22 protein-coding genes are annotated in these 20,559 nt (G+C 59.4%); 6 read left to right on the forward strand and 16 right to left on the reverse strand.

The genetic code is table 11. The features are described from left to right. Positions 1 to 9: 9 nt before the first annotated feature. Positions 10 to 1,194: an ABC transporter substrate-binding protein gene (locus tag GGE09_RS19960; RefSeq protein WP_067296557.1), complete on the reverse strand. Its 1,185-nt coding sequence runs from the start codon at positions 1,192 to 1,194 to the stop codon at positions 10 to 12. A gap of 335 nt (positions 1,195 to 1,529) precedes the next feature. Between GGE09_RS19960 and GGE09_RS19965 the strand changes: the two genes are divergently transcribed. The 3 genes from GGE09_RS19965 (at position 1,530) to GGE09_RS19975 (ending at position 4,582) form a co-directional block, all read left to right on the forward strand. Further along, positions 1,530 to 2,579 (forward strand): AraC family transcriptional regulator, encoded by a 1,050-nt coding sequence (locus GGE09_RS19965; protein ID WP_064223623.1) that lies wholly within the window; start codon positions 1,530 to 1,532, stop codon positions 2,577 to 2,579. 51 nt (positions 2,580 to 2,630) lie between these two features. Further along, entirely contained in the window at positions 2,631 to 2,939 is a 309-nt protein-coding gene (locus GGE09_RS19970; RefSeq protein WP_120352511.1) for a MerR family transcriptional regulator, read from the forward strand. Positions 2,940 to 3,043: 104 nt separating this feature from the next. Next, positions 3,044 to 4,582 carry an ISL3 family transposase gene (locus GGE09_RS19975; protein ID WP_132446062.1) on the forward strand — a complete coding sequence of 513 codons (1,539 nt, stop codon included), beginning with the start codon at positions 3,044 to 3,046 and terminating at the stop codon, positions 4,580 to 4,582. Between the two features lie 12 nt (positions 4,583 to 4,594). Here GGE09_RS19975 and GGE09_RS19980 read toward each other — a convergent pair whose 3' ends face one another. From GGE09_RS19980 to dsbD, 7 genes are all read right to left on the reverse strand, one after another. Further along, complete coding sequence (locus GGE09_RS19980) at positions 4,595 to 4,972, reverse strand: hypothetical protein (RefSeq protein WP_309747941.1); 378 nt, start codon at positions 4,970 to 4,972, stop codon at positions 4,595 to 4,597. Positions 4,973 to 5,005: 33 nt separating this feature from the next. After that, positions 5,006 to 5,722 carry a substrate-binding domain-containing protein gene (locus GGE09_RS19985; protein WP_309747942.1) on the reverse strand — a complete coding sequence of 239 codons (717 nt, stop codon included), beginning with the start codon at positions 5,720 to 5,722 and terminating at the stop codon, positions 5,006 to 5,008. Positions 5,723 to 6,087: 365 nt separating this feature from the next. Then, entirely contained in the window at positions 6,088 to 6,645 is a 558-nt protein-coding gene (locus GGE09_RS19990) for a L,D-transpeptidase (RefSeq protein WP_309747943.1), read from the reverse strand. Between the two features lie 117 nt (positions 6,646 to 6,762). After that, positions 6,763 to 7,215, reverse strand: a complete 453-nt coding sequence (locus tag GGE09_RS19995; RefSeq protein WP_229944745.1) for a L,D-transpeptidase — start codon at positions 7,213 to 7,215, stop codon at positions 6,763 to 6,765. Between the two features lie 290 nt (positions 7,216 to 7,505). After that, on the reverse strand, positions 7,506 to 8,138 hold the full coding sequence (locus tag GGE09_RS20000; protein WP_037931861.1) for a DsbA family protein: 633 nt from the start codon (positions 8,136 to 8,138) through the stop codon (positions 7,506 to 7,508). Positions 8,139 to 8,166: 28 nt separating this feature from the next. Continuing rightward, entirely contained in the window at positions 8,167 to 8,985 is an 819-nt protein-coding gene (locus GGE09_RS20005) for a TlpA disulfide reductase family protein (RefSeq protein WP_037931858.1), read from the reverse strand. Beyond that, positions 8,982 to 10,763 (reverse strand): protein-disulfide reductase DsbD, encoded by a 1,782-nt coding sequence (gene dsbD, locus GGE09_RS20010; RefSeq protein ID WP_037931855.1) that lies wholly within the window; start codon positions 10,761 to 10,763, stop codon positions 8,982 to 8,984. Before dsbD ends, GGE09_RS20005 begins: the two co-directional genes overlap by 4 nt. Before the next feature lie 83 nt (positions 10,764 to 10,846). On the opposite strand from dsbD, the gene GGE09_RS20015 reads away from it, so the two are divergent. From GGE09_RS20015 to GGE09_RS20025, 3 genes are all read left to right on the forward strand, one after another. After that, positions 10,847 to 11,512 carry a response regulator transcription factor gene (locus tag GGE09_RS20015; protein WP_037239933.1) on the forward strand — a complete coding sequence of 222 codons (666 nt, stop codon included), beginning with the start codon at positions 10,847 to 10,849 and terminating at the stop codon, positions 11,510 to 11,512. Beyond that, positions 11,509 to 12,861 carry an ATP-binding protein gene (locus GGE09_RS20020; RefSeq protein ID WP_037931853.1) on the forward strand — a complete coding sequence of 451 codons (1,353 nt, stop codon included), beginning with the start codon at positions 11,509 to 11,511 and terminating at the stop codon, positions 12,859 to 12,861. Before GGE09_RS20015 ends, GGE09_RS20020 begins: the two co-directional genes overlap by 4 nt. A gap of 95 nt (positions 12,862 to 12,956) precedes the next feature. Continuing rightward, the gene (locus GGE09_RS20025; RefSeq protein WP_037931851.1) at positions 12,957 to 13,772 is read left to right on the forward strand and encodes a hypothetical protein; all 816 of its coding nucleotides are present in this window, start codon (positions 12,957 to 12,959) and stop codon (positions 13,770 to 13,772) included. A 109-nt stretch (positions 13,773 to 13,881) separates the two neighbouring features. Here GGE09_RS20025 and GGE09_RS23460 read toward each other — a convergent pair whose 3' ends face one another. From GGE09_RS23460 to GGE09_RS20060, 8 genes are all read right to left on the reverse strand, one after another. Beyond that, positions 13,882 to 14,124 (reverse strand): L,D-transpeptidase, encoded by a 243-nt coding sequence (locus GGE09_RS23460; protein WP_051694715.1) that lies wholly within the window; start codon positions 14,122 to 14,124, stop codon positions 13,882 to 13,884. A gap of 315 nt (positions 14,125 to 14,439) precedes the next feature. Then, a complete protein-coding gene (locus GGE09_RS20030) occupies positions 14,440 to 15,051 on the reverse strand; it encodes a class I SAM-dependent methyltransferase (protein ID WP_309747944.1) in 612 nt (203 codons plus the stop codon). A 14-nt stretch (positions 15,052 to 15,065) separates the two neighbouring features. Then, positions 15,066 to 16,553 carry a multicopper oxidase domain-containing protein gene (locus GGE09_RS20035; RefSeq protein ID WP_309747945.1) on the reverse strand — a complete coding sequence of 496 codons (1,488 nt, stop codon included), beginning with the start codon at positions 16,551 to 16,553 and terminating at the stop codon, positions 15,066 to 15,068. After that, positions 16,550 to 18,301: a SulP family inorganic anion transporter gene (locus GGE09_RS20040; RefSeq protein ID WP_037931845.1), complete on the reverse strand. Its 1,752-nt coding sequence runs from the start codon at positions 18,299 to 18,301 to the stop codon at positions 16,550 to 16,552. Before GGE09_RS20040 ends, GGE09_RS20035 begins: the two co-directional genes overlap by 4 nt. A 5-nt stretch (positions 18,302 to 18,306) precedes the next feature. Beyond that, entirely contained in the window at positions 18,307 to 18,693 is a 387-nt protein-coding gene (locus GGE09_RS20045) for a rhodanese-like domain-containing protein (protein ID WP_037931842.1), read from the reverse strand. Positions 18,694 to 18,704: 11 nt separating this feature from the next. After that, on the reverse strand, positions 18,705 to 19,625 hold the full coding sequence (locus tag GGE09_RS20050) for an MBL fold metallo-hydrolase (RefSeq protein WP_037931840.1): 921 nt from the start codon (positions 19,623 to 19,625) through the stop codon (positions 18,705 to 18,707). 2 nt (positions 19,626 to 19,627) lie between these two features. Continuing rightward, positions 19,628 to 20,062 carry a DUF6691 family protein gene (locus GGE09_RS20055; protein ID WP_037931837.1) on the reverse strand — a complete coding sequence of 145 codons (435 nt, stop codon included), beginning with the start codon at positions 20,060 to 20,062 and terminating at the stop codon, positions 19,628 to 19,630. A 10-nt stretch (positions 20,063 to 20,072) separates the two neighbouring features. After that, positions 20,073 to 20,522 (reverse strand): YeeE/YedE family protein, encoded by a 450-nt coding sequence (locus GGE09_RS20060; RefSeq protein ID WP_037931834.1) that lies wholly within the window; start codon positions 20,520 to 20,522, stop codon positions 20,073 to 20,075. Between the last annotated feature and the right edge of the window lie 37 nt (positions 20,523 to 20,559).

The raw sequence follows: 20,559 nt of genomic DNA on the forward strand, positions 1-20,559 counted from the left end.
GAGGATCGATTAACAGTCGCTAAACAGGCTATTTGCCGAAAACTCTTCGGTGATTTTCATGGTGAGGTCCGGCAATGGTGCCTCGCCCTTCACAACTTCACCCCAAAGACCGACCTGTTTGGCCTGATGGTCACAAGCGCGCATTTCCTTGCGCCCTTCGACCGAATTTTCATAGACCGATGTTTCAAATGCATCGACCCAGGTTTCCACATCCCAGCTGTCAGTCGCTTCGATGACATCCATCCACCAGCGAAGACCGTCAAATGCCTCGCCCGCGAAGGCCGAAGGGTAGTCACCGTTTGCGTCACGGTAGGCCGTCACGAATTCGGCGTTTGCCGGATTGTCGAGCGAGAAGTGATAACGCACGCCGGAGTTCACGCCCAATGCGGCCTCGCCTGTCGCGGCTGCAAAGATTTCATCCTGAAGCACGGGGCCGAACAGCACTTTGTTCTGACCCATCCCAACCTGACCTGCCTGCTTGCAGAAGGTGACGCCGTCATTGCCCGTTGCCACAACCAGAATACCATCGGCGTCCGAACGCGCCATCTTGTCGATGATGACCGAAAAGTCGCGGTTGCCAAGCGGGGCAAAGTCATTCCCGACGATCTCGACACCGGCGGCTTTTGCTTTTGCGGCAAAGTCGTCAAAGGCGCTGCGCGTGGCCTGATAATCAGCCGTGACCGCGTATACTCTCTTGATCCCGCGTTTCTTTACGAATTCAACACACATGTTCATTTCCATGGCCAACGTGTTGGACGTACGGAATGAGTAACGCGCACCGTCCATCTTGGTAATGCTGTCGTCTGCGGAAATCGTGACCAGATGCGGCACCTTGCGCTGTGTGGACAGGCTTTGCAGTGCCAGAGTCGACGCTGAGCTGACCGCGCCAAACATCAATTGCGTGCCTTCCGCCAACAGCCGGCTTGCTTTTTGTACGGCGGGCTGGGGTTTGGTTTCATCGTCTTCCCAGCTGAAGCGGACTTTTTTGCCCAACAATTCGCCACCCCGCATGGCCACGGCAAGTTCCGCGCCTTTGCGCATGTCATTGCCGATCAAGCCGTATGCGCCCGAGAAAGACAGAATGCCCGCAATGTGATAATCTTCGGGCGTTGCGGCCCGCAGAACCATTGGCGCAGGCAAGGTACTGGCCAAAGTTAGCGCCCCGGCGCTGCGTAGAAAATTCCGACGTTTCATAGTTTTCCTCCCGGTTTCACGCCCCAAGAAGTTTCTCCTGCAAGGCGAATGATGCGCTGCCCGGGATAAATCGTTCCCGGAAAAGCAGAATACTATCAGCAAGTTTGGCGGGTTTTATCATACGTCGGATCAGCAATCGGGCGGTAACAAATCATGGATTTGCAAATGGCGCAAAAGTGCATCTGATCGCGACCGTGTCCCTAACCCTCCCCCATCTCTTGCATCAAGCATCGCAGGGTTAGGACTGGCAGGGAATGTCCGAAAACGCCACAAATTTGACATTTTCTGCCAAATCGATATTATTTACCCATCAGTAGAATTTTGAGGTCATCGTCATGAAGGTGGGCTTGCTCCAAAACCTGCGTCTTCCCAAACATAGCATCCAGTTCATGTGTGACGTGCTGATCGAACACGGCATTGATCCTGACCCATTGCTCAAAGAAGCAGGTTTGCAGCTCAGCCTTCTCTCGGATCCATGGGGCACGCTGGACGGTATTCAGGAACTCACATTCCTGCGTGCCTTTTGCCGGAGTACAGCGCATATTGAAGGTGTCGCTTTTGTCACCGGTCTGCGTTACAGCCTGATCTCGTATGGCCCTATCGGGCTTGCCACGCTAGTTTCAGAGAATGTGACAGCGGGGCTGAGGGTTTTCACGCAAATGCAGGGGCTGGGATACGCACTGCTGGCATATGACATCACAGAGGACGATGAAGGTTTTGCAACAGGGTTTGTTGCCGACGACCAGTATGTACCGCCCGATCTTCTGGATTTTGTTCATGAACGGCTGCTTGGGTCCGGCCCGACCTTCTTCCGGGACCTGCGTCAAGAAAACCTGCCCATCCGTCTGATCGAATGCCCGTTGGACCGCCCGAAAGGCTGGATGAACCTAGAAGCGCGCTGGCAAACCGAAATCGTGTATCGCGCACCGCGCAGTTGCATTCACTTTCATCCTGGAACAGGCGCGCTGAAACTGCCGCTGGCGAATGCCCTTCTTGCGGTAAACTATCGTGTTTTGTGCGAGAATATGCTTGAAACCGGCCCCAAGCATACCGGAACAGCAAATTCGGTTTATCAGGTGTTGATGCAGGTGCGCGGCGTTTTTCCCAATGCGCCGGAAGTGGCCGAAACGCTTCATTTGTCAGAACGCTCTTTACATCGAAAACTTGCCAGTCAGTCGATGAGCTATCGCCAGATTATCGATAGCGTGCGCTTGCGCCGCGCACGGGAGCTTCTTGATACATCCGAGTTACCGCTGGCTGAAGTTGCAGATCGCCTCGGTTTTTCGGAAACTGCCAGCCTGTCGCGATTTTTCCGGCGGGTTTCAGGGGATTCGCCGTCCGCATATCGAAAAACCAGCAAAGGGTTATTCGCCAGTTCACGTTAGGATTAGACGACGAGACGCTAACACGACCATATATCAGAACGGAGTGACGCCATGAACAAGTCCGATGACGAAACGCTCACCTTCAAAGAGATGGTCGGGAAATTCGACGTCACCCCCCGAACCCTGCGGTATTACGAATATCTCGAACTTCTCAAACCCACGCTACAAGGGCGTGAACGAAGTTATGATCGCAAACAGATCGCGCGGTTCAAGCTGATCTTGCGAGGTCGTCGGTTCGGAATGAAGCTTGAAGATATAAGAGTTTGGTTAGAAATATATAAAAACAGGGGCTCAAGAGCGCAGCTGTCGCGTTGCCCTTTAATCGGTTCTGCCTCACTTTGTGTGGCGCAACTATCCTGAAACTGGAAAATTCAGGAGGTATAGTTGTGAGTTCGAAGAAGCACTGGTCGCCCGGGAGCGATGTTGCCGTTCAAAGCGTTGAGCGAAGTGAAAGAGGCGGGTGGATTGTATCTGGCGTCTTGGCTCCCAACGGCATTTGCCCAGACTGTGGATTGCATTCACGCCGACGTCACGGCTGGCGGCGTCGGCGGCTGCAGGATTATCCCGCGCATGGAGACGAGGTAACGGTTGATCTCGCAATTTGCCGTTGGCGATGTCAGGCACCCGCTTGCCCACGCCGGACATTCTCAGACCAAATCGCCTCGATTGCGCGTCCATTTGCACGTCGTACTTCGCGTGTCGGGGAGATTGTCACCCATCTTGGGCATGCGAGCGGCGGACGGCCAGCCGAGCGGTTGTTGCATCGTTTGGGCCTTGGAGTCAGCGATGACACGGTGCTTAGGCAGCTGAAGAACCGTGCCCAAGACAGTGGCGAGTCGCCGACAGTCATCGGGATCGACGACTGGAGTTGGCGGAAATCGCAAACCTACGGCACGATCATTGTGGATCTGGAGCGTCGCGTGGTGATCGACATTCTTGAGGATCGAGATGTCGTCAGCTGCACCAACTGGCTGAAGCGACACCCCGAGGTGGAAGTGATCAGCAGAGATCGCTGCGGTCTCTACGCCCAGGCAGCACGGCAAGGGGCACCGCAGGCGAAGCAGGTCGCTGACCGGTTCCATATCGTACAAAACCTGCGGCAGGCCATCGAGGAGCAAATGAACCTTCACGGCCGTGCGACCGGCAGGGCGCTGCTGTCCGACGCCGACAACATCACCGCAGCCGGCAGCCTTCTGAAGTCACGCCTGGCGCATAGGACGTCTCGGGAAGAGATTTTCGCCACCATTCATGCGCTCCGAAATCAGGGGCTTTCATGCAGCGAGATCGGGCGGCGAACAGGGTTCCCGCGTCGCAGCATCGCGAAATGGCTGCAGTTCGAGACACCACCGGACCGCAGGCGGGCCGCTTTGAAGCCGACATCGCCGTGGTACTTTGAAGAGTTCCTGAGCCAAAGCTGGAAGGAGGGCATTCGAACTGGCAGCGCCCTGTTCCGTCTGATCCGAGAGCGCGGTTACGAGGGGAGTCAGTCGCATTTGCAGCGTCTGTTGGCGGGCTGGCGAAAAGCAGAACAGCAAGGGAGCGACTCCAAGGTAGAGCACGAAATCCTTAAGCCAGTCCGGGACCCGGAAACGGGGCACGCGATTTCCCCGGTCATCGCAGCCGCGCTGTGCATCAAACCCCGCGGAAAGCTCACCCCGGATCAAGCGCGGAAAGTCGACGCGCTCAAGGCCGGTTCTCCCGCCTTCGCAACGATGCGAAGTCTCGCCATGCGGTTCAACGGTATCCTGCGCAGCCGCCAAGCAGACCCGCTCCCAGCATGGATCGACAACGCGATCGAAACCGATCTGGCGCCCATCGTGCGCTTTGCCCGCACATTGAACCGGGACTTCGATGCAGTCAAAAACGCCATCGAGATGCCATGGAGCAACGGCCAAGCAGAAGGTCAGATCAATCGCCTGAAGACGCTCAAACGCGCCATGTACGGTCGAGCCGGTCCAGAATTGTTGCGGGCGAGAATGCTACCGTTCCGCCACACAGATTGAGGCAGAGCCTATTTAAGGGCAAAGGGTGGCCGTTGATTTCGTTGGATTTCTCATCTCACAATTAAGGGCTACGCGACACGAGGCGATGAGCCCGAACGTCGATCCCACGATTAGCCACAGGGTCGCCATGCCCAGCATGAACAGGATCACCCTGCGAGAATCGGCCGGGTGATATGCATTTCCTGCGGCGTCGGTGGGCTGCGTCGCATCGCCCACATTAACGCTTGGATCGTCCAGCCCTTCCTCGCGCTGTTCGACGCGAAAAATCGTGCACGCATCCTCCTGCGTGAAGCGCATCTGACTTTTCGAGATCGCCCAGATCAGTACGACAAGTGCGGCAAGAGAAACCGCAAAGCTGATAATAACAAGCGTGCCGATGGTGAAGGTCATTATCCGAGCCTTAGTCTGGTTTGACTGACGCCGTCAGTCAAATTTTCGTTGCCATCCGTGCGTGGCAAAGATTTCGATACCCTTGTCACTCTTCAAAAAATCTATGAACTGCGCAATCTCACTACTGTCTTTGCCTTTTTCAGTCCGCGCGATCGAGGTGTCACGATAAATGGTAAGCTCCGGCTCGGTCGCGACGAGGTCGGCGATGTCGGGATTGTCGATCTGCCAGTGATTCCAGATCAGCCAGGCATCGACACTGTCATCGCTGTTCCACTTGTTGCGTGCCGCACCGCTGTTGGGTGCCAGAATGTCGATATTAGCGCGAAAGCTTTTCATGGCGGCGACGTCTCGCAACCGGCCTACCACGTCTTCCCACATGCCGACCTGACCGGCACCATCGACGACCATCAGCCCCAAATCACGGTTCACTAAGTCGGCAATGCCTTTGATCTCTTTCGGGTTGCCCTTGCGGACCAGAATGGCAGAGGGACGCAGGAACAGCGGCTCTACTGTGTCGTCAATAATTGCGCCATGGCTCGCGATAAAATCATCCATCATATTCTGCGAGCCACTATAAATCGCGTCGGCGTCAGTCTTGGCAGCATCCATCCATGCCGATGCTGGCCCACCTGTCACGGTGACAGCAATCCCAGTCTGTCCTTCAAATGCGGTTGCAGCTTCTTTCATTGCGGGTGTCGGGCCACCCGGCCCGAAAAGAGCGATATCGGCGCTTGCGGCTGTCACAGCCATGATCGTAGCAGCCGCTGCACATGTAATGAGGGAACTTCTGGCCATATTCTATCCTAACAGTTTATGAATCTGAGAAATATTCATATTACGGAAGATGTTCCGAACCGGTGGGAACACTTATTGGGCTGGGAACACTTATGAGTATATCAAGACGATGTATTGGTGGTAAGAGTATCGCGGATGGAGCAGCGCACCGTATTTAGTTTTGGATGCGCTGCACGTCTTTAAGGTTGCCGACTTAGTTCAGTCAGCTTTCGGCTTATGTAGTTGAATCATAATTTCAGATCTGCTGAGCAAGACCGGAAAGATCCAGATTTGGAGCGAGGAAGTGGAAGGTGCCTGCGCCCCAAAACCACCATTTCCATTCAAATCAGTCTGACTTGTGTACCAACTGGGCAAAGCTGGAAAAGCTCTTCGATCTTTTCATTATAGAGACCGATGCACCCGTCGGAGGATCGCCGACCAATCTTGCGGGTATCGTGCGTACCGTGGATCAGGTAGGCGGGCCAATCGAGATACATCGCATGGGTCCCGAGTGGGTTGTCCGGACCGGGCGGCATATAGCGATACTCGGGAAACCGTTCCATCATGGAGGCTGTCGGCGTCCAGTCTGGCCCGACCTTTTTGCGGACGATCCTGGTATAGCCACGCTTGGTCAGTTCGTCGGTCCTCGGAACCGAAGTGGGGTAGAGACGGTAATCCGACCCATCAGCGTTCCAGTAGTGCAGTGCGCGCGAGCTTGTATCCGCAACAATCGTGGCAACGCCCAGCTCGTCAAAGTGATCTCGCCAGTCTTGCGTGATGAAACTTGAAACGTTGCGTCGTGTTGCCTCCTGGGCACGCAAGGTGACAGGCATCGCGAGGCTGCTTGCTGCGGCAAGACCGGAAACCAGCGCTCTGCGGCGTGATAGGGAGATGGCCATCGATATTTCCTTTAATTTACTGCCTTTTGAGTGAGCGAACATGCCGAAGCTTAAGCGAACCTTAAATGCCCTACCTCGACGGCATTTTTCCGAGACCTGGACTGCTCGCTTTCCGGATCATGCGGCCTCGCGATCCGTTTTGATCGGCTTGGCCGAAGGCAACACGATCACAGAAGACCCATGCACTGCACGCTTGTGCAGGTCGATAACATCATGGTTGAGCATCCGGATGCAGCCGGACGAAACTGCCTTGCCCAACTCCTGCGGGGATGCGCTGCCGTGGACACGATACAGCGTGTCCTTGCCGTTCTGAAACAGATATAGCGCCCGCGCGCCCATCGGGTTGTCCGGTCCAGGATCCATGCCACCGTTGGCTACGGAATAGGGCTCAAGCTTCGGTTGCCGCGCGATCATCGTCGCGGGCACTTTCCATCGTGGCCATTCCCGGCAGAATTGCAGGCGCGCCGCGCCCTCCCACGCAAAACCCGCCGCCCCCACGCTGACGCCGTAGCGCATTGCGGTATCCGGCCCCTGTACGAAATGCAAAAGCGCCGCGTCGGGATCGATCACGATAGTGCCCCGAGCGCGCTCGGGGAAAGGATTGATCACCTCCTGCCGCCAAAGGCGGGGCGCGATAATACCATCGGGCAAGCCAGGTATCGGCCAAGGCTCCGTCGTGATCGGGCCGTAAAAGGCGGGCAGCGGCGGATATACCGGCGCAGGGGGCGGCGCAGCCCGTGTCGGAGGTGCAGACGGTTTGCGAGCGCAGGCCGCAAGACCGCCCGCTCCGGCGAGCGCGATGAACGAGCGTCGGGTCAAAAGAGATACTGTCGTCTTAGGGATGGGCGGGGTAGTGATATTCATGTGCGGCTTGCCTCAATAGCCTCGCGCAGGGCCTCACGGTCCATCGAACCCGGATAGATCGAGGCACCGATGATAAACGCCGGCGTACCGCGCAGGCCCAGCTGCGTGGCCTGAAAGCTGTTGCGTGAGAGTAGCCCATCCCATTTACCCCGATTGGCACGATAGGCCGCATCCAGTTCAGTCGGATCGAGGCCCGCCTCCTCAAGCGCCTCCTCTATGGCCGCGTCCGAAAGCCGCCCTTCCGTTGCCATTAGGGTTTCCAAGGCCAGCTCATACCCGCCCACGTCCACGGCGCCCAAAGCGAGCTGGGTTGCACGGACGGAGGGTGCGCCAAAAATCGGCCAGTCCTTGAGCACAAGGCGCACATCGCCGTCTTCTTCCACAACCTCGGTCAACACGGGATGGTTTGCCTTGCAATAGGGGCATTGGTAATCGAAGAATTCCACGATGGTGACGCTGCCCTGTGGATTTCCGAGCACTGGATTATCGGGGTCGAACAGAACATCCTCGACCGTGAGCTCCTGCGCCTCGAGCTGCCGCGCGGGAGGTATCAACGTCATACCCAGCAGCGCCGCCGTTCCGCCGACACCGCCCGCAAGCAGCATGTTTCTACGGTTCAAATAAGTCATCTTGGTTCTCCTTTCTGATGATTCGATTTCATTGCGAGGCCTTCCGGCGCAGGTCGTCGATGGCCGCTAGCAAGGCCGCGCGCGAAATTTCTCCGGTGTGGACGGCCTGGAGGCTGCCGTCAGCCGCAAAAAACAGGGTACTGGGCAGCCCGAGCATGCCGAACTTTTGCATGAGGGCGGAGTCCGGGTCGCGGATCATTCCGTCGGCAGGCAGATCGTTCAGGACGAGATACTCGCCGATGACGCTATCCCGCTCGCCCTGATTGGCGAAAATGATATCGACGTCGCCCTGGGATTGCGCCACATCAGTCATCATCGGCATCTCGCGGCGGCACGGCGGGCACCACGTCGCCCAAAGGTTCAGAACAACAGGCACGTCGCGGTTTGCCAGCGAGATCGGCGCACCGGATAGATCCTCGAATGCAGTGATGGGAAGCCGTCCCCGCGTCTCATCCGGTAACAACAAAGTCGCGACGGTAAAGACAAGAAACGCCATGCCGACACTGCCGAGGACGGGACCACCGGCGCGGGATTGACTGAGGAAGGCCGCGAACAGCGTTGCACCGAGGCCGAACGTTCCAGCCCGGATGTCGAAGCCACCTTGCCAGATCGCAAAGACGCTTAGCGGCGCGGACGCAAAAACGTCCCAATGTGCGACCACGTAGCCAAGTCGCGCGGTGATGACCCAGATTACGAAAACGGCACCGGTCCAACGGTGGATCGCATCGCGGCGGCCACGGTTCCGCCATGCGAGGAGCTCGGCGACGCCAAGAAACGCAATGACCGTCAAAACCGCGATAAAACGGTCATTGGAAAATACGAACGGACCGATGGAGATCGCGTTCATCGGACTGCCTCCACCGCGGCCTGCACGGCGCGAGGACCGGTATCGCCAACGATGCGTGTGCCCGAGCGCTCAACCCTGTTACGGTCCAGAAAGACCATGGTCGGTGGTCCGACCGCTGCCAACCGATCCAGCATACGCTGCCCGTCCTCACCGAAATCCGTCACGTCCACCGCGATCAGGTTCACATCAGCCAGTGCCGCCTGCACGCTCGCATCTGACCAGACGTCGCGTTCGATGACCCGGCAAGTTACGCACCAGTCCGCAGTGACATAGACCAATGCGGGCGCATCGGGTTCGCCGGCAAGTGCCGCGTCCAGTGCATCGGGCGTCGTCACCGTATGGAAGGCAATCTGTTCGTTGGTTGGCCCTGCAATGCCGTTCTGCAACACTGCCAACGGGCGCAGCGGATCGTTGCCTCCCAAGGCCGCGCCGACGGCCATGATCGCACCGGTAAGCATCGACAGGACTGCGAGAGTTTTTACACCCCGGCGTCCCATGTCGGCCTCTTTGGGCAGCAGGTCCATTGCACCTGCGAACACCCCTGCCCCAATCAGCAATGTCGCCCAAAGTGCGAGGATCACCGGCCCTGGCATAAGTCGTCCGATCAGCCAGATCGCCATGCCGAGAAAGATGAGACCGAACAGACGCTTCACCCCGTCCATCCATCCGCCCGCCCGCGGCAGCACCTGTGTGCCAAGCGTACCGGCAATCATCAGCGGGATGCCTTGCCCCAGCCCCAGTGCGAACAGCGCACCGGCCCCAAGGGTGACATCTCCCGTGCCGGCGATGTACAAGAGCGCGCCCGCCAACGGTGCGGTCACGCAAGGCCCCACGATCAGCGCCGAGGTAAAGCCGAGCGTCGCCGCCCCACCAAAAGTCCCACCCCGGCTCGCTCCGGCAGAGGACAGGCGCCGTGTCCATGCGGCGGGCAGTTGCACTTCGAACAGTCCGAACATCGACAAGGCCAGAACCACAAAAATCGCGGCAACACCGTAGACGGCCGCAGGCGATTGCAGCACGATCTGCAGGTTCTGTCCCGACCAGGCTGCCGCAACGCCGAGCAGACCGAAGGCGGACGCCATGGCCAGAACATAAACCCCGGAAAGGGCGGCACCGCGCCGGACTGTCAGGTCACGGCCCTGTCCCGTCAATATCCCCGCGAGGATCGGGAACATGGGGAACACGCATGGTGTGAACGCCAGCAGCAGCCCGAACCCCAAGAACCCGGCTAATACCATCAAGGTGCCGCCGCGTGCATGCAGTCCCTCGATCATACCGTTGTCTTGCGCCAGTGCCACGCCGTCGCTCACAGGGGCCGTTGAGGTGCCTTCGACAGCGGCCAAGGTTTCAGAAACCGGAGGATAGCAGATGCCGCCGTTCTGACAGCCCTGCCATGTCACGGTCACGGGGCCATCCACCGGTCCCATGACCGCTTGTGCGCTACTCGAGTAAATCTCGACCGACCCGAATGTCGGATCGTCCATCGAGGCTCCCGCTGGCGTCTGCAGTGGAATCGGCGTTCCACTCTCACTTTGTGCGCCTAGTTTATCGCGGTAGAGGTAGTATCCCTCGGCAATTTCCCAAGACAGAATGCGCGTTCCGTCGGGTTGCTCGGAAACGCTGAGTGCAAATGCTTCTTGCGCAGGGAGCGGTCGATCAGACGAGAAGATTGAAGATTGAGCCGCCATCGGCGATGCGGACATGAGGGCAATCACCACTGCAAGCAGGGCGATCAGCGCGCTCTGGGTGGCGCGGAACAGTATCAGGGTCATTTTCATGTCGCTCAAATTGCCCTCCAGCCTTAAGCAGGGCTTAAGGCTGACAGTACATTTGCCTAATTCGCCGGAAAGGAGATCAGAACGTGCGGATACTGATTGTCGAAGACGACGCGACGCTGGCCAATGGCCTGACGGTTGGCCTGCGCCTGTCGGGCTTCACGCCGGAACTGGTCGAAACCTGCGCAGATGCAAAGGCAGCACTTTCGCAGGGCGGGTTTGCCGCCGTGGTCCTCGATATTTTGCTCCCGGATGGCTCCGGCCTCGATATCCTCTCCGGCATGCGCGAAGAGCACGACGCCACTCCTACTTTGTTGTTGACAGCCCTGGATCAAATTCGGGACCGGATTGCGGGCCTCGATCTTGGTGCGGACGACTATCTCGGCAAACCCTTCGATCTGGACGAGGTGGCTGCGCGCCTGCGCTCCATAGTGCGACGGTCGGAAGGACGTGCGCAGGCAAGGCTTGAATGGAACGGTCTGAGCGTCGATCCCGCGAGGATGTCCGGCAGCCTCGGTGGTCAAGACATCAGTTTTTCCCCGCGCGAGTTTGTGATCTTGCGCGCCTTGCTCGAACGGCCGGGTGCGATCCTGTCGAAATCCACCCTCGAAGAGCGCCTCTACGGCTGGCAGGAGGGTGTAGAGAGCAACGCGGTCGAAGTGCATGTCCACAATCTGCGCGCTAAATTGGGCGCGTCCTTTATCGAGACCGTACGTGGTGCCGGATACAAGGTGCGAAAGGAGGTCGTATGAATTCGATCCGCGTCCGGCTCTTTGCAATTTTGATGATGGCAACGGGGGCAATCTGGTGTTCGGCGTTCTTCTGGATCCAGCAATCCACCCGCGCGGACGTGGGACGTGTTCTTGACGCGCGGCTGGCCGAAGCGGGACAGATGGTTTCTTCCCTTATCTCGGACCAGCGCATTGACGTCGCACGTGCGGCCACCATCGTGACGGACATTCCCGCCGCGGACGACCGCCTCGGCGCTGAATATTCTCACAGGCTGTCCTGTCAGATCTGGTCACTGGACGGTACACTCGTGGGCCGTTCCGGCAGCGCTCCCGAGGGGCAGCTTTCCTCTTTGGATACTGGCTTTGCCGACAATACAGTCGATGGCGAGAAGTGGCGCGTCTATTCGGTGGTTAACGAGGTCCTCGGTGTGCGCGTCATGGTTGGCGATAGCCACACCGTGCGCGACCGGTTGGTGCGTGACGTGACGAGAGGGCTCATTCTGCCGGCGTTAGTAATCCTGCCGTTGCTTGCAGGCCTGATCTGGCTCAGTGTGCAGCGGGGACTCCTGCCGCTTGAGCGATTGGCCACTGGTCTTTCGCAACGCACAGCAGACAATCTTTCGCCTGTCGCCGCAGAAACCCTGCCGCGGGAAATCCGGCCAGTCGGCGCGGCATTAAACGGTCTCTTCGGCCGCGTCAGCGCCGCGCGAGACAGAGAGAAGGCGTTCACCGCTTTCGCCGCTCATGAGCTGAAGACGCCCCTCGCTGGGATCAAGACACAGGCACAGGTCGCGCTGAAGGCTCCCGATCAGGAAACGCGCACCGGTGCGCTTGAGCGCATCCAGTATGGCGTCGATCGGACTGATCGAATGGTGCGTCAACTCCTTGCGCTGGCACTCGTAGACAGTACGGACGTTAGCAAACTTGAGCCCGTCGATGTGTCGGCGGTTCTGCACGATGTCGTGGATGATCTGTCCCGCCGCGCCGCGAAAAAACGCGTCGCAGTAAGTTTGCCTGATGCGCGCCCCGTGATAAAAGAAAGTGATCCCATCCTTTTGACAGCGGCGCTTCGCAACGTGATCGAGAATGCCATTGCCGTAGCACCTGCGGATAGTACTGTCGAGATAACGATGGAGGCTCTGAATGAGTACCTCCGCATTGTCGTGATGGACCGGGGTCCCGGCATTGCGAACGATGATCGGGAGAAAATAACTGACAGGTTCTTCCGTGGGGTAGGTGCGACCGAAAACGGTAGCGGACTGGGCCTTGCAATCGTGGAGACCGCCGTGAAGCGCCTCGGCGGCCGACTGACGTTCGCGGCGCGCGAAGGGGGCGGCGAAACGGTCAGCCTGCATTTCGACCGACGGTAATGATCATTCCGCTTCCGCCGACGGGCTGCCAGAAGACCGGGAGAGTGATGGAAACACGAGCTATTTTCATCTTTGTCAGGCAAACGGAGAGTTAAATGTACAGACGCACTTTCGTCTCAGGCGTTTCAGCCGGTGTGCTGGCAATGCCCGCCCTGGGCCAAACGGCCTTGCCGTTACCGATCGGCATTCCCGACCCCAAAGGCGAAAGCACTTTGCTCCCCGCCGTTGGCTCCGGTCCCCGGCCGCTGATTTATCTGTCTCATAGGTTGGGTGGCGTCCCCGAAATGGGACGGCAGAACGACGCGCCATGGATCATGTTCGGTGCTATGCAGCGAGCGGGCTGGACGATCCTGCGCAGTGCGGATGCCGGGCCCGAGACCTACGGCAACGATCAGGCGCTTGCCTATTGCGCCCGCATGTGCGGCAAGGCAATCGAACGCATGGACTGGGACGGGCGGCTATTCTCGCTGGGAATTTCGATGGGCGCGATTCCCGCTTTGCTGATGACATGGCGGGGTCTCTTCCCGCATCCGGTGCGTGCAGTTGCCACGGTCGCCGGCGTAATGAACCTTACTAAAATCCATGCAAGTCCGTCTGACCGCCGCGCCCGGATCGACGCGGCTTACAACGTCACACAGCACTTCCCGTTCGAGCAGGCGAGCAAGGGTCACGATCCGCTGAACGACTTCCACAGCTTTTCCGAAAACCGCATTCCGCTTCTGGCTGTCGCTAGTTCGGACGACGCGTTACTGCCGATAGACGTCCATGCCGGTCCAATGATCGAGACTAGTCGCGCGATCGGAAGCCCGTCCGAGTTGATGCAGATTTCGGGATCCCATATCGGAGACGAGCATTTTACCGAGCAGATGGCGGGGCGAGTACTCGATTTCTTCACGGTGCATGGTCGTTGACATTGAGCAGCCCGTATGCCTCTTCCAATCGGGATTTCAAGCAAGTCGTATAGGGCTACCGACAGCATTTGCGTTTAACTGGCTCAAGTCATTCAGGACTCGACATCGTCTAATAAAGTCCAGCCAACTCTGCTGGCTTCATCGAATGCAGGACGATCACAGAAGTGCTGTGGATGGCGCGATCATGGAGGTCGATGGCATCCTGATTGAACCTACGAATGCAGCCCGACGAGGCAGCCTTTCCAAGCTCCCGCCCCGAGGCACATCCGTGGATACGGTAAAGCGGATCGACGTCGTTCTCGAAAAGATGAAGCGCCCGCGCGTCTAACGGATATCCGGGCACCGGATCCATACCTCCGTTTGCTACCGAGCAAGGCGCAAGCTCCGGTGACCATTTAATCCTCGCCACTCTGGCGCATACGCCGTGGCCACCTCCTGTTGCCAGAGGTCGAGTGACAAAAATGCCGTCTGGAGCGGCGGGAAATCGGATAGGGTCCGTCAGTGGTCGCTCCGTAAAAGCCGGGGAGTGGTGGAATGTGCAACAGTGTAATTGCGCGGCTGGCCGGTTCGATCGGTGGGGGACTGGCACAATCGGCAAATCCGGCCATCGCGCCAAGGGTCATGAGACTTTCCTTTTTCATTCTGAATGGGGCGGCATCCTGTAGACTCACACCGCCTCGAATACCGAGTACTGAAAGCTTTGGGTTACGCCTCCGGGTGTCCGGTGGCCCACCTTTCGCGTTTCCAGCGGTTGAAACGATGGCCCAACGCGCGCAGAAAGGGCCTCGGAGGAATAACGCTGCACCGGCAGACCGCTGCACCGCTCGGGGCCGTCTTCGGCGAATGTGGCCATGATCACAATCGAGCCAGGCGTGGTTGCCAATTTCAGAGCCGATAAATAGGCATCCTGAGATGCGCGGTTGGTCAAGAAATGAAACGCCGCCCGGTCATGCCAGACGCCTGATGTACGCGCGGGCCGCCAGTCCGTGACGTCCTGCACAACAAAGGTCGGCTGCACGTCCCGCCCGATCAGACGATCCCGGACCACATCGAAACTTCTGTCCGACAGGTCCAGCAACGTCACATCTTCGACGCCGTTGTCCAGCAACCGGTCCACCAGCCGCGACGCCCCTGCGCCGATATCGACAATACCCCGCGCCGCAGCATCCCGATGGGTCAGGATCAGATCGAGGCTCGGCTGAGCGTCATTCTGAAACCACGACACCGTCTCCTCGGACTTTGTGGCGTAGACGCTGTTCCAATGATCGCGCTTTTCCATTGCTTCGACCCTTCCTATCCGACCGTGAACTGTCCCATCATGCCCGCATCCTCATGTTCGAGAATGTGGCAGTGGTACATGAATGGGGTTTCTTTCTCGGCCCGTTTGTCGAAGCGGACGAGGATTTCGGTGGGGCCGTCGACCAACACCACGTCCTTCATGCCGATCCGCGCCGGATCGACCGCCCGACCGCCCATCGTCACGACCTGAAACGACGTGCCGTGCACGTGGAACGGATGCACCATCATATCAGCGTTTATGCGCCACAACTCGGTCTCGCCCATGGGAACGGCCAGGTCGATGCTCCCCATGTCGTAGGACTCCCCGTTGATGCCCATGATCTGACCGTCGCGGCCGATCAGATTGTTGAACATGCCGCCCATCATCGACCCTGTATGGACGTTCAGTGTGAAATCGCGGGTGCGGACCGGAGCGCCGAGATCGGGCAAATCAGACGGCAAAGACGCAGGTAGTGTCGCGGGCCCGGTCTCTGCGGCATCGCCCACGTCAAACGACATGATCTCAAACGGGGCGTCATCGCTTCCGCTGCCCATCATGCCGCCGCCATTCATCATGCCACCGCCGCCCATCATGCCGCCGCTGCTGACATTGCGTGAAACCAACCGGACAGCTGACCGGTCCGTGAAATTAACGACGATCTCGGCCCGCTCCGCCGGGGCCAGGCGCAGGCCATTCATGGCGATCGGCGCGGGCAGGAGCCCGCCATCGCTGGCGACCTGGTGGAACTGACGCCCGTCGTTGAAGCTGAAATCATACATCCGGGCGTTCGAGGCATTGAGCAGACGCAGGCGCACCAGCCCGGCGGGCACCGTCAGTGTAGGTCGGATCGCGCCGTTGACCAGCATCTCAGTGCCGCGGAACCCCTGCATCCTGTCCATCATGCCAGGATCGTAAGACATGCGGCCGGACCGGTCGAAATTGCGGTCTTGCACGATCAGCGGGAAATCGTTCGTGCCGTAATCGCGGGGCAGCGGATCGACCGCATCGGGATCGTCGATGATGATCATGCCTGCAAGGCCGCGATAGACCTGATCGGCGGTGCGCCCGTGGACATGGCTGTGATACCAGAGCGTCGCGGCGGGATGATCCACCGGCAACTCGGGCGACCAGGTCCTGCCCGGATCAAAGGCCAGTTGCGGCCCGCCGTCGAGATGTCCGGGCACGTGCATGCCATGCCAGTGCGCGGTGATGGGATCATCGGTGCGATTGACCACGTCGATATTTGCCGTGCGTCCACGCTGAAACCTCAGCAGCGGACCCAGATAATCCTGCTCATAGCCTAGCGTATCGGATGCGGCGCCCGACATGAATTCGCGCGTGCCTTTCATCGCGGTCAGGGTATTGCCCGCGCCGGGCCCGACCTCCATCACTTGGGGGATCGGCAAAGGCGCACCGGGTTCTGCGGCGACCGCGCGGCGGGTCAGCAAGGCTGGCGTGGCGAGAGTGGCAGCGGTGAGGGTGAGGAACCGGCGGCGTTTCATAGGGACACTCCATCATTGGATGGTGAGAATTGATTGGTGGAACCATTGCACAGGGCCTGCACCGCGCGGTGCTGCGTCAGGAAAACCCGGCCCGTGAGATCGGACAGAAAGTGGGTTTTCTTCAGGCCGTCCATCACTGGCCCCTTCACTTCGCTGAGGTGGAACTTAATATCTCGCGTGCCCAGCCGTGTGTTGATCGCCTCAAGGCTTTCGAGTGCACTCATGTCGATCTCGTTCACCGCGGAGCACATCAGGATCACGTGGTGCAGGTCGTCGCGGTCGGCGATCATGTCATAGATGCGGTCTTCGAGGTTGCGGGCATTGGCAAAATACAGGCTTTCGTCCACGCGCACCGACAGGATGCCGTCATGCAGCGTCACGTTATGTCGGTCGACGTTGCGATAGTGTTCAGTGCCTGGCACCTGACCCACCACCGCCATATGCGGACGCGAGGATTTGTAGAGGTGGATGAGGATCGAGATCAGCACCCCCGCCGACACGCCGACTTCAACCCCGAGGGTGAGCGTCAACAGGATCGTCGCCGACACGGCGGCGAAATCGGCCTTGGAATAGACCCAGCTGCGTTTCAGGATCGAGAAATCGACAAGGCTGAGGACCGCGACGATGATCGTCGCCGCCAGCGTCGCCTTGGGCAGGAAATAGATCAGCGGTGTCAGCATCAGCGCGGCAATGGCCAATCCTACGGCAGTGTAGGCCCCCGCAGCGGGTGTGCGTGCCCCTGCGTCGAAGTTCACCACGGACCGCGAGAACCCGCCGGTGACCGGAAAGCCGCCCGTGAACGCTGCACCAAGGTTGGCCGCGCCCAGACCAATCAGCTCCTGGTCCGGATCGATGCGCTGACGACGCTTGGCGGCAAGCGTCTGCGCGACCGAGATCGATTCAACGAAGCCGATGATCGAGATCAGGATGGCGGGCCCGATCATCGCGACCAGAACGTCCGGCTGGAATGACGGCAGCGTCAGGGGCGGCAGCGCCTGGGGTACTGCACCGACGATGTCGACGCCGCGGTCCGCAAGGCCAAAGGCCCAGACCGCCAGCGTCGTGGCCAGAACGGCAAAGACCGGCCCGGCCTTGGCCCCCATTTCAGCCAACGTCTTGCTAAGACCGATCCGCTGCAGCAGCGGCTTGAGGCCTTTGCGCACCCAGAACAGGAATGCCGTCGCGGTTACGCCCAGCAGAACCGTGATCCAGTTGATCGTGCCGAGAACCGACCATAACCCGTGCAGCATCTCGATCAGCGTGTCGCCGGAGGCTTTGACGCCGAGGATGTGCTTCAGCTGGCTGGTGGCAATCAGGATACCGCTGGCGGTGATGAACCCGGCGATCACCGGATGCGACAGGAAGTTTGCCAGAAACCCCAGCCGGAACAGTCCGAGGATCAGCAGGAAGGCACCGGACAGAAACGCCAGTGTCAGGGCTGCGGTGACATAGTCGATGCCCTGATCGCTGAGCTTGCCGATGGCCGCGGCCGTCATCAAAGACACCACGGCCACCGGCCCGACTGCCAGCGTGCGCGAGGTGCCGAAGATGGCATAAAGCACGATGGGCAGGATCGAGGCATAGATCCCCGCCTCAGGGGGCAGTCCCGCCAGCAATGCATAAGCCAGCGATTGCGGAATCAGCATGATCGTGACGATCACCGCCGCGACCAGATCGCCGCTCAGCTTGTCACGGTCGTAGCTGCGGCCCCAGTCCAGCACCGGCAGGTATCGGGTCAGGTTGGGCACGTTTCTCAAGACTTGATGGGCAGCCCGGCCTCTTTCCAGCCGCCCAGACCGCCGTCGATGACCTTGGCACTATAGCCCATTGTCGTGAGCGTATCGGCCGCCAGCGCGGCGCGGGCACCCGACGCACACAGGACATGCACGCATCCTTCCGAATGGCGCAACGCCACCAGAGCGTCATGCCCCTTGCCGGTGTCCGGATCGGCCTGGGACTCCAGAAGCCCACGGGGGATGTGGATCGCTCCGTCAACCGCGCCATCGCTGTCCAGCTCGGACGGTTCGCGGACGTCGAGGATCAGATCGCCGCGCGCCTGTGCGGCTTGCGCATCGCCGGGGCGGATGGTTTCGACACGGGTCTTGGCGTCCGCCACCAGGTCTTTCATGGATTTGGTCATGGATATCTCCTTTAGAATTTATCGACGGGCAATTTCAGATAATGCGCCCCGTCGCTTTCGGCGTCCGGCAGCCGCCCGCCGCGCAGGTTGATCTGCAAAACGGCCAGCATCCGGTCAGGCAGGGCTAGGGTCGCGTCGCGGCTGTCGCGCGTTTCGACATACGTCGCCTTGTCGGTATCACCGCCCACGTGGATGTTATGCGCCTTGTGATCGTCGACACGCGCTTCCCATTCCGGCTCATCCCGGCCTTCGGCACCGTAGTCATGGCCGATGAACAGGCGCGTGTTGCCGGGCAACGCCAAGATGGCCTGCAATGAGTCCCACAATTCTTCGCTGCTTCCACCGGGAAAATCGGCGCGAGAGGTGCCGCTGTCGGGCTGCATGAACGTATCGTGCACGAAAGCCGCATTGCCGCAGATATAGGTGATCGACCCCAGCGTATGGCCCGGCGACAACATCACGCGAACCTCCAGATCGCCGATCTTGAACGTATCGCCGTCTGCAAACAGTCGGTCGAAATCGCGGGTGGGATCGAATGCGTCCGGCGCGTTGTATATGCCGCGCCATAGGTCGGCGATTTCTTTTACTTTCTGGCCGATGGCATTGGGCGCGCCGGTACGGTCTTTCAGCCGCGCCGATGCCATCGCGTGATCGGCATGGGGATGCGTATCCAGCACCCACTCCACCGTCAGACCATGCTCATCAATCAGAGAAAGGACCTGATCCATGCTACGGGTATCGGTGGCGAAGCTGGCCGGATCGAAGTTCAGCACGACGTCGATCAACGCGGCCTTCTTCGTTGCGGGGTCCGCACAGATATACTGGATTGAACCGGTATCGGGTTCATAGATGCCCCAGACATCGGGGTTGCCCGCACCGGTCGAGGGCGAATGACGCACGATCGGTTGGTCAAGTTTTGAGGTGTCTGTCATGGTCAGGCTCCTTTGACTTTGAAGATGGAAAGTGATTTCGCGGCTCCACCCAGCACGATGCCGATCAGCATGGCAGGCAGGAACATGAGGATTCCGGCCGATCCCATCGCCAAAGCGGTCCAGGCCGGACCGGGACAGAAGCCGCCAAGCCCCCAGCCGATGCCGAATATGGCGGCCCCGGTCAGCAGGGGGGTGTCGATTTCGGCGTCTTTTGGAAGGTCGAATCGAGTTCCGACAATGGGGGTCTTCTGTCGCCAGACCAAACGGTATCCGACAAAGGCGGTTATCGATGCACCGCCCATGACGAAGGCGAGACTGGGATCCCAGACCCCAAAGATGTCGAGAAAGTTCAGAACTTTCGCAGGATCGGCCATGCCTGACAGGATCAGCCCGAGGCCGAAGGTCAAACCGGCGATCAAACCCAGTATGGGACGCATGACAGGCTCCTTAAAATACGTGACGGATCAGGGTGGTCGTCACGATGGCGGCGGCGACAAACACGCTCACCGCGACCAGCGACCGGGGTGACAATCTTGCAATGCCGCACACACCGTGCCCCGACGTGCAGCCCGATCCCAACGCTGTGCCAACCCCGACCAGCAGTCCGGCGATGGCCATACCGGGCAGGTTCTCGGGCACGGTCTGCTGCGGGAACGATCCGGTCGCCAGCAGCACGACAACAGGGGACGCGATCAGACCCAGCAGGAACGACAGCCGCCAGCCCCGGTCGTCGGGTCCACCGGCACCGGGCAACAATCCGGTCAACCCCTTGGTGATCCCTGTGATGCCCGCGATCTTGCCGAACAAGCCCATGACCATCACGGCGCTGAGCCCGATCAGCGCGCCGCCGAACAGCGACAGCCACGGCGTGAATTCGGTTGTGACGACGGGTCCCATACGGGCCTCCTTTCGTCTATTTCTATTGTTGTTCACT

Source organism: Roseobacter sp. N2S (assembly GCF_031454055.1).
GTDB lineage: Bacteria > Pseudomonadota > Alphaproteobacteria > Rhodobacterales > Rhodobacteraceae > Amylibacter.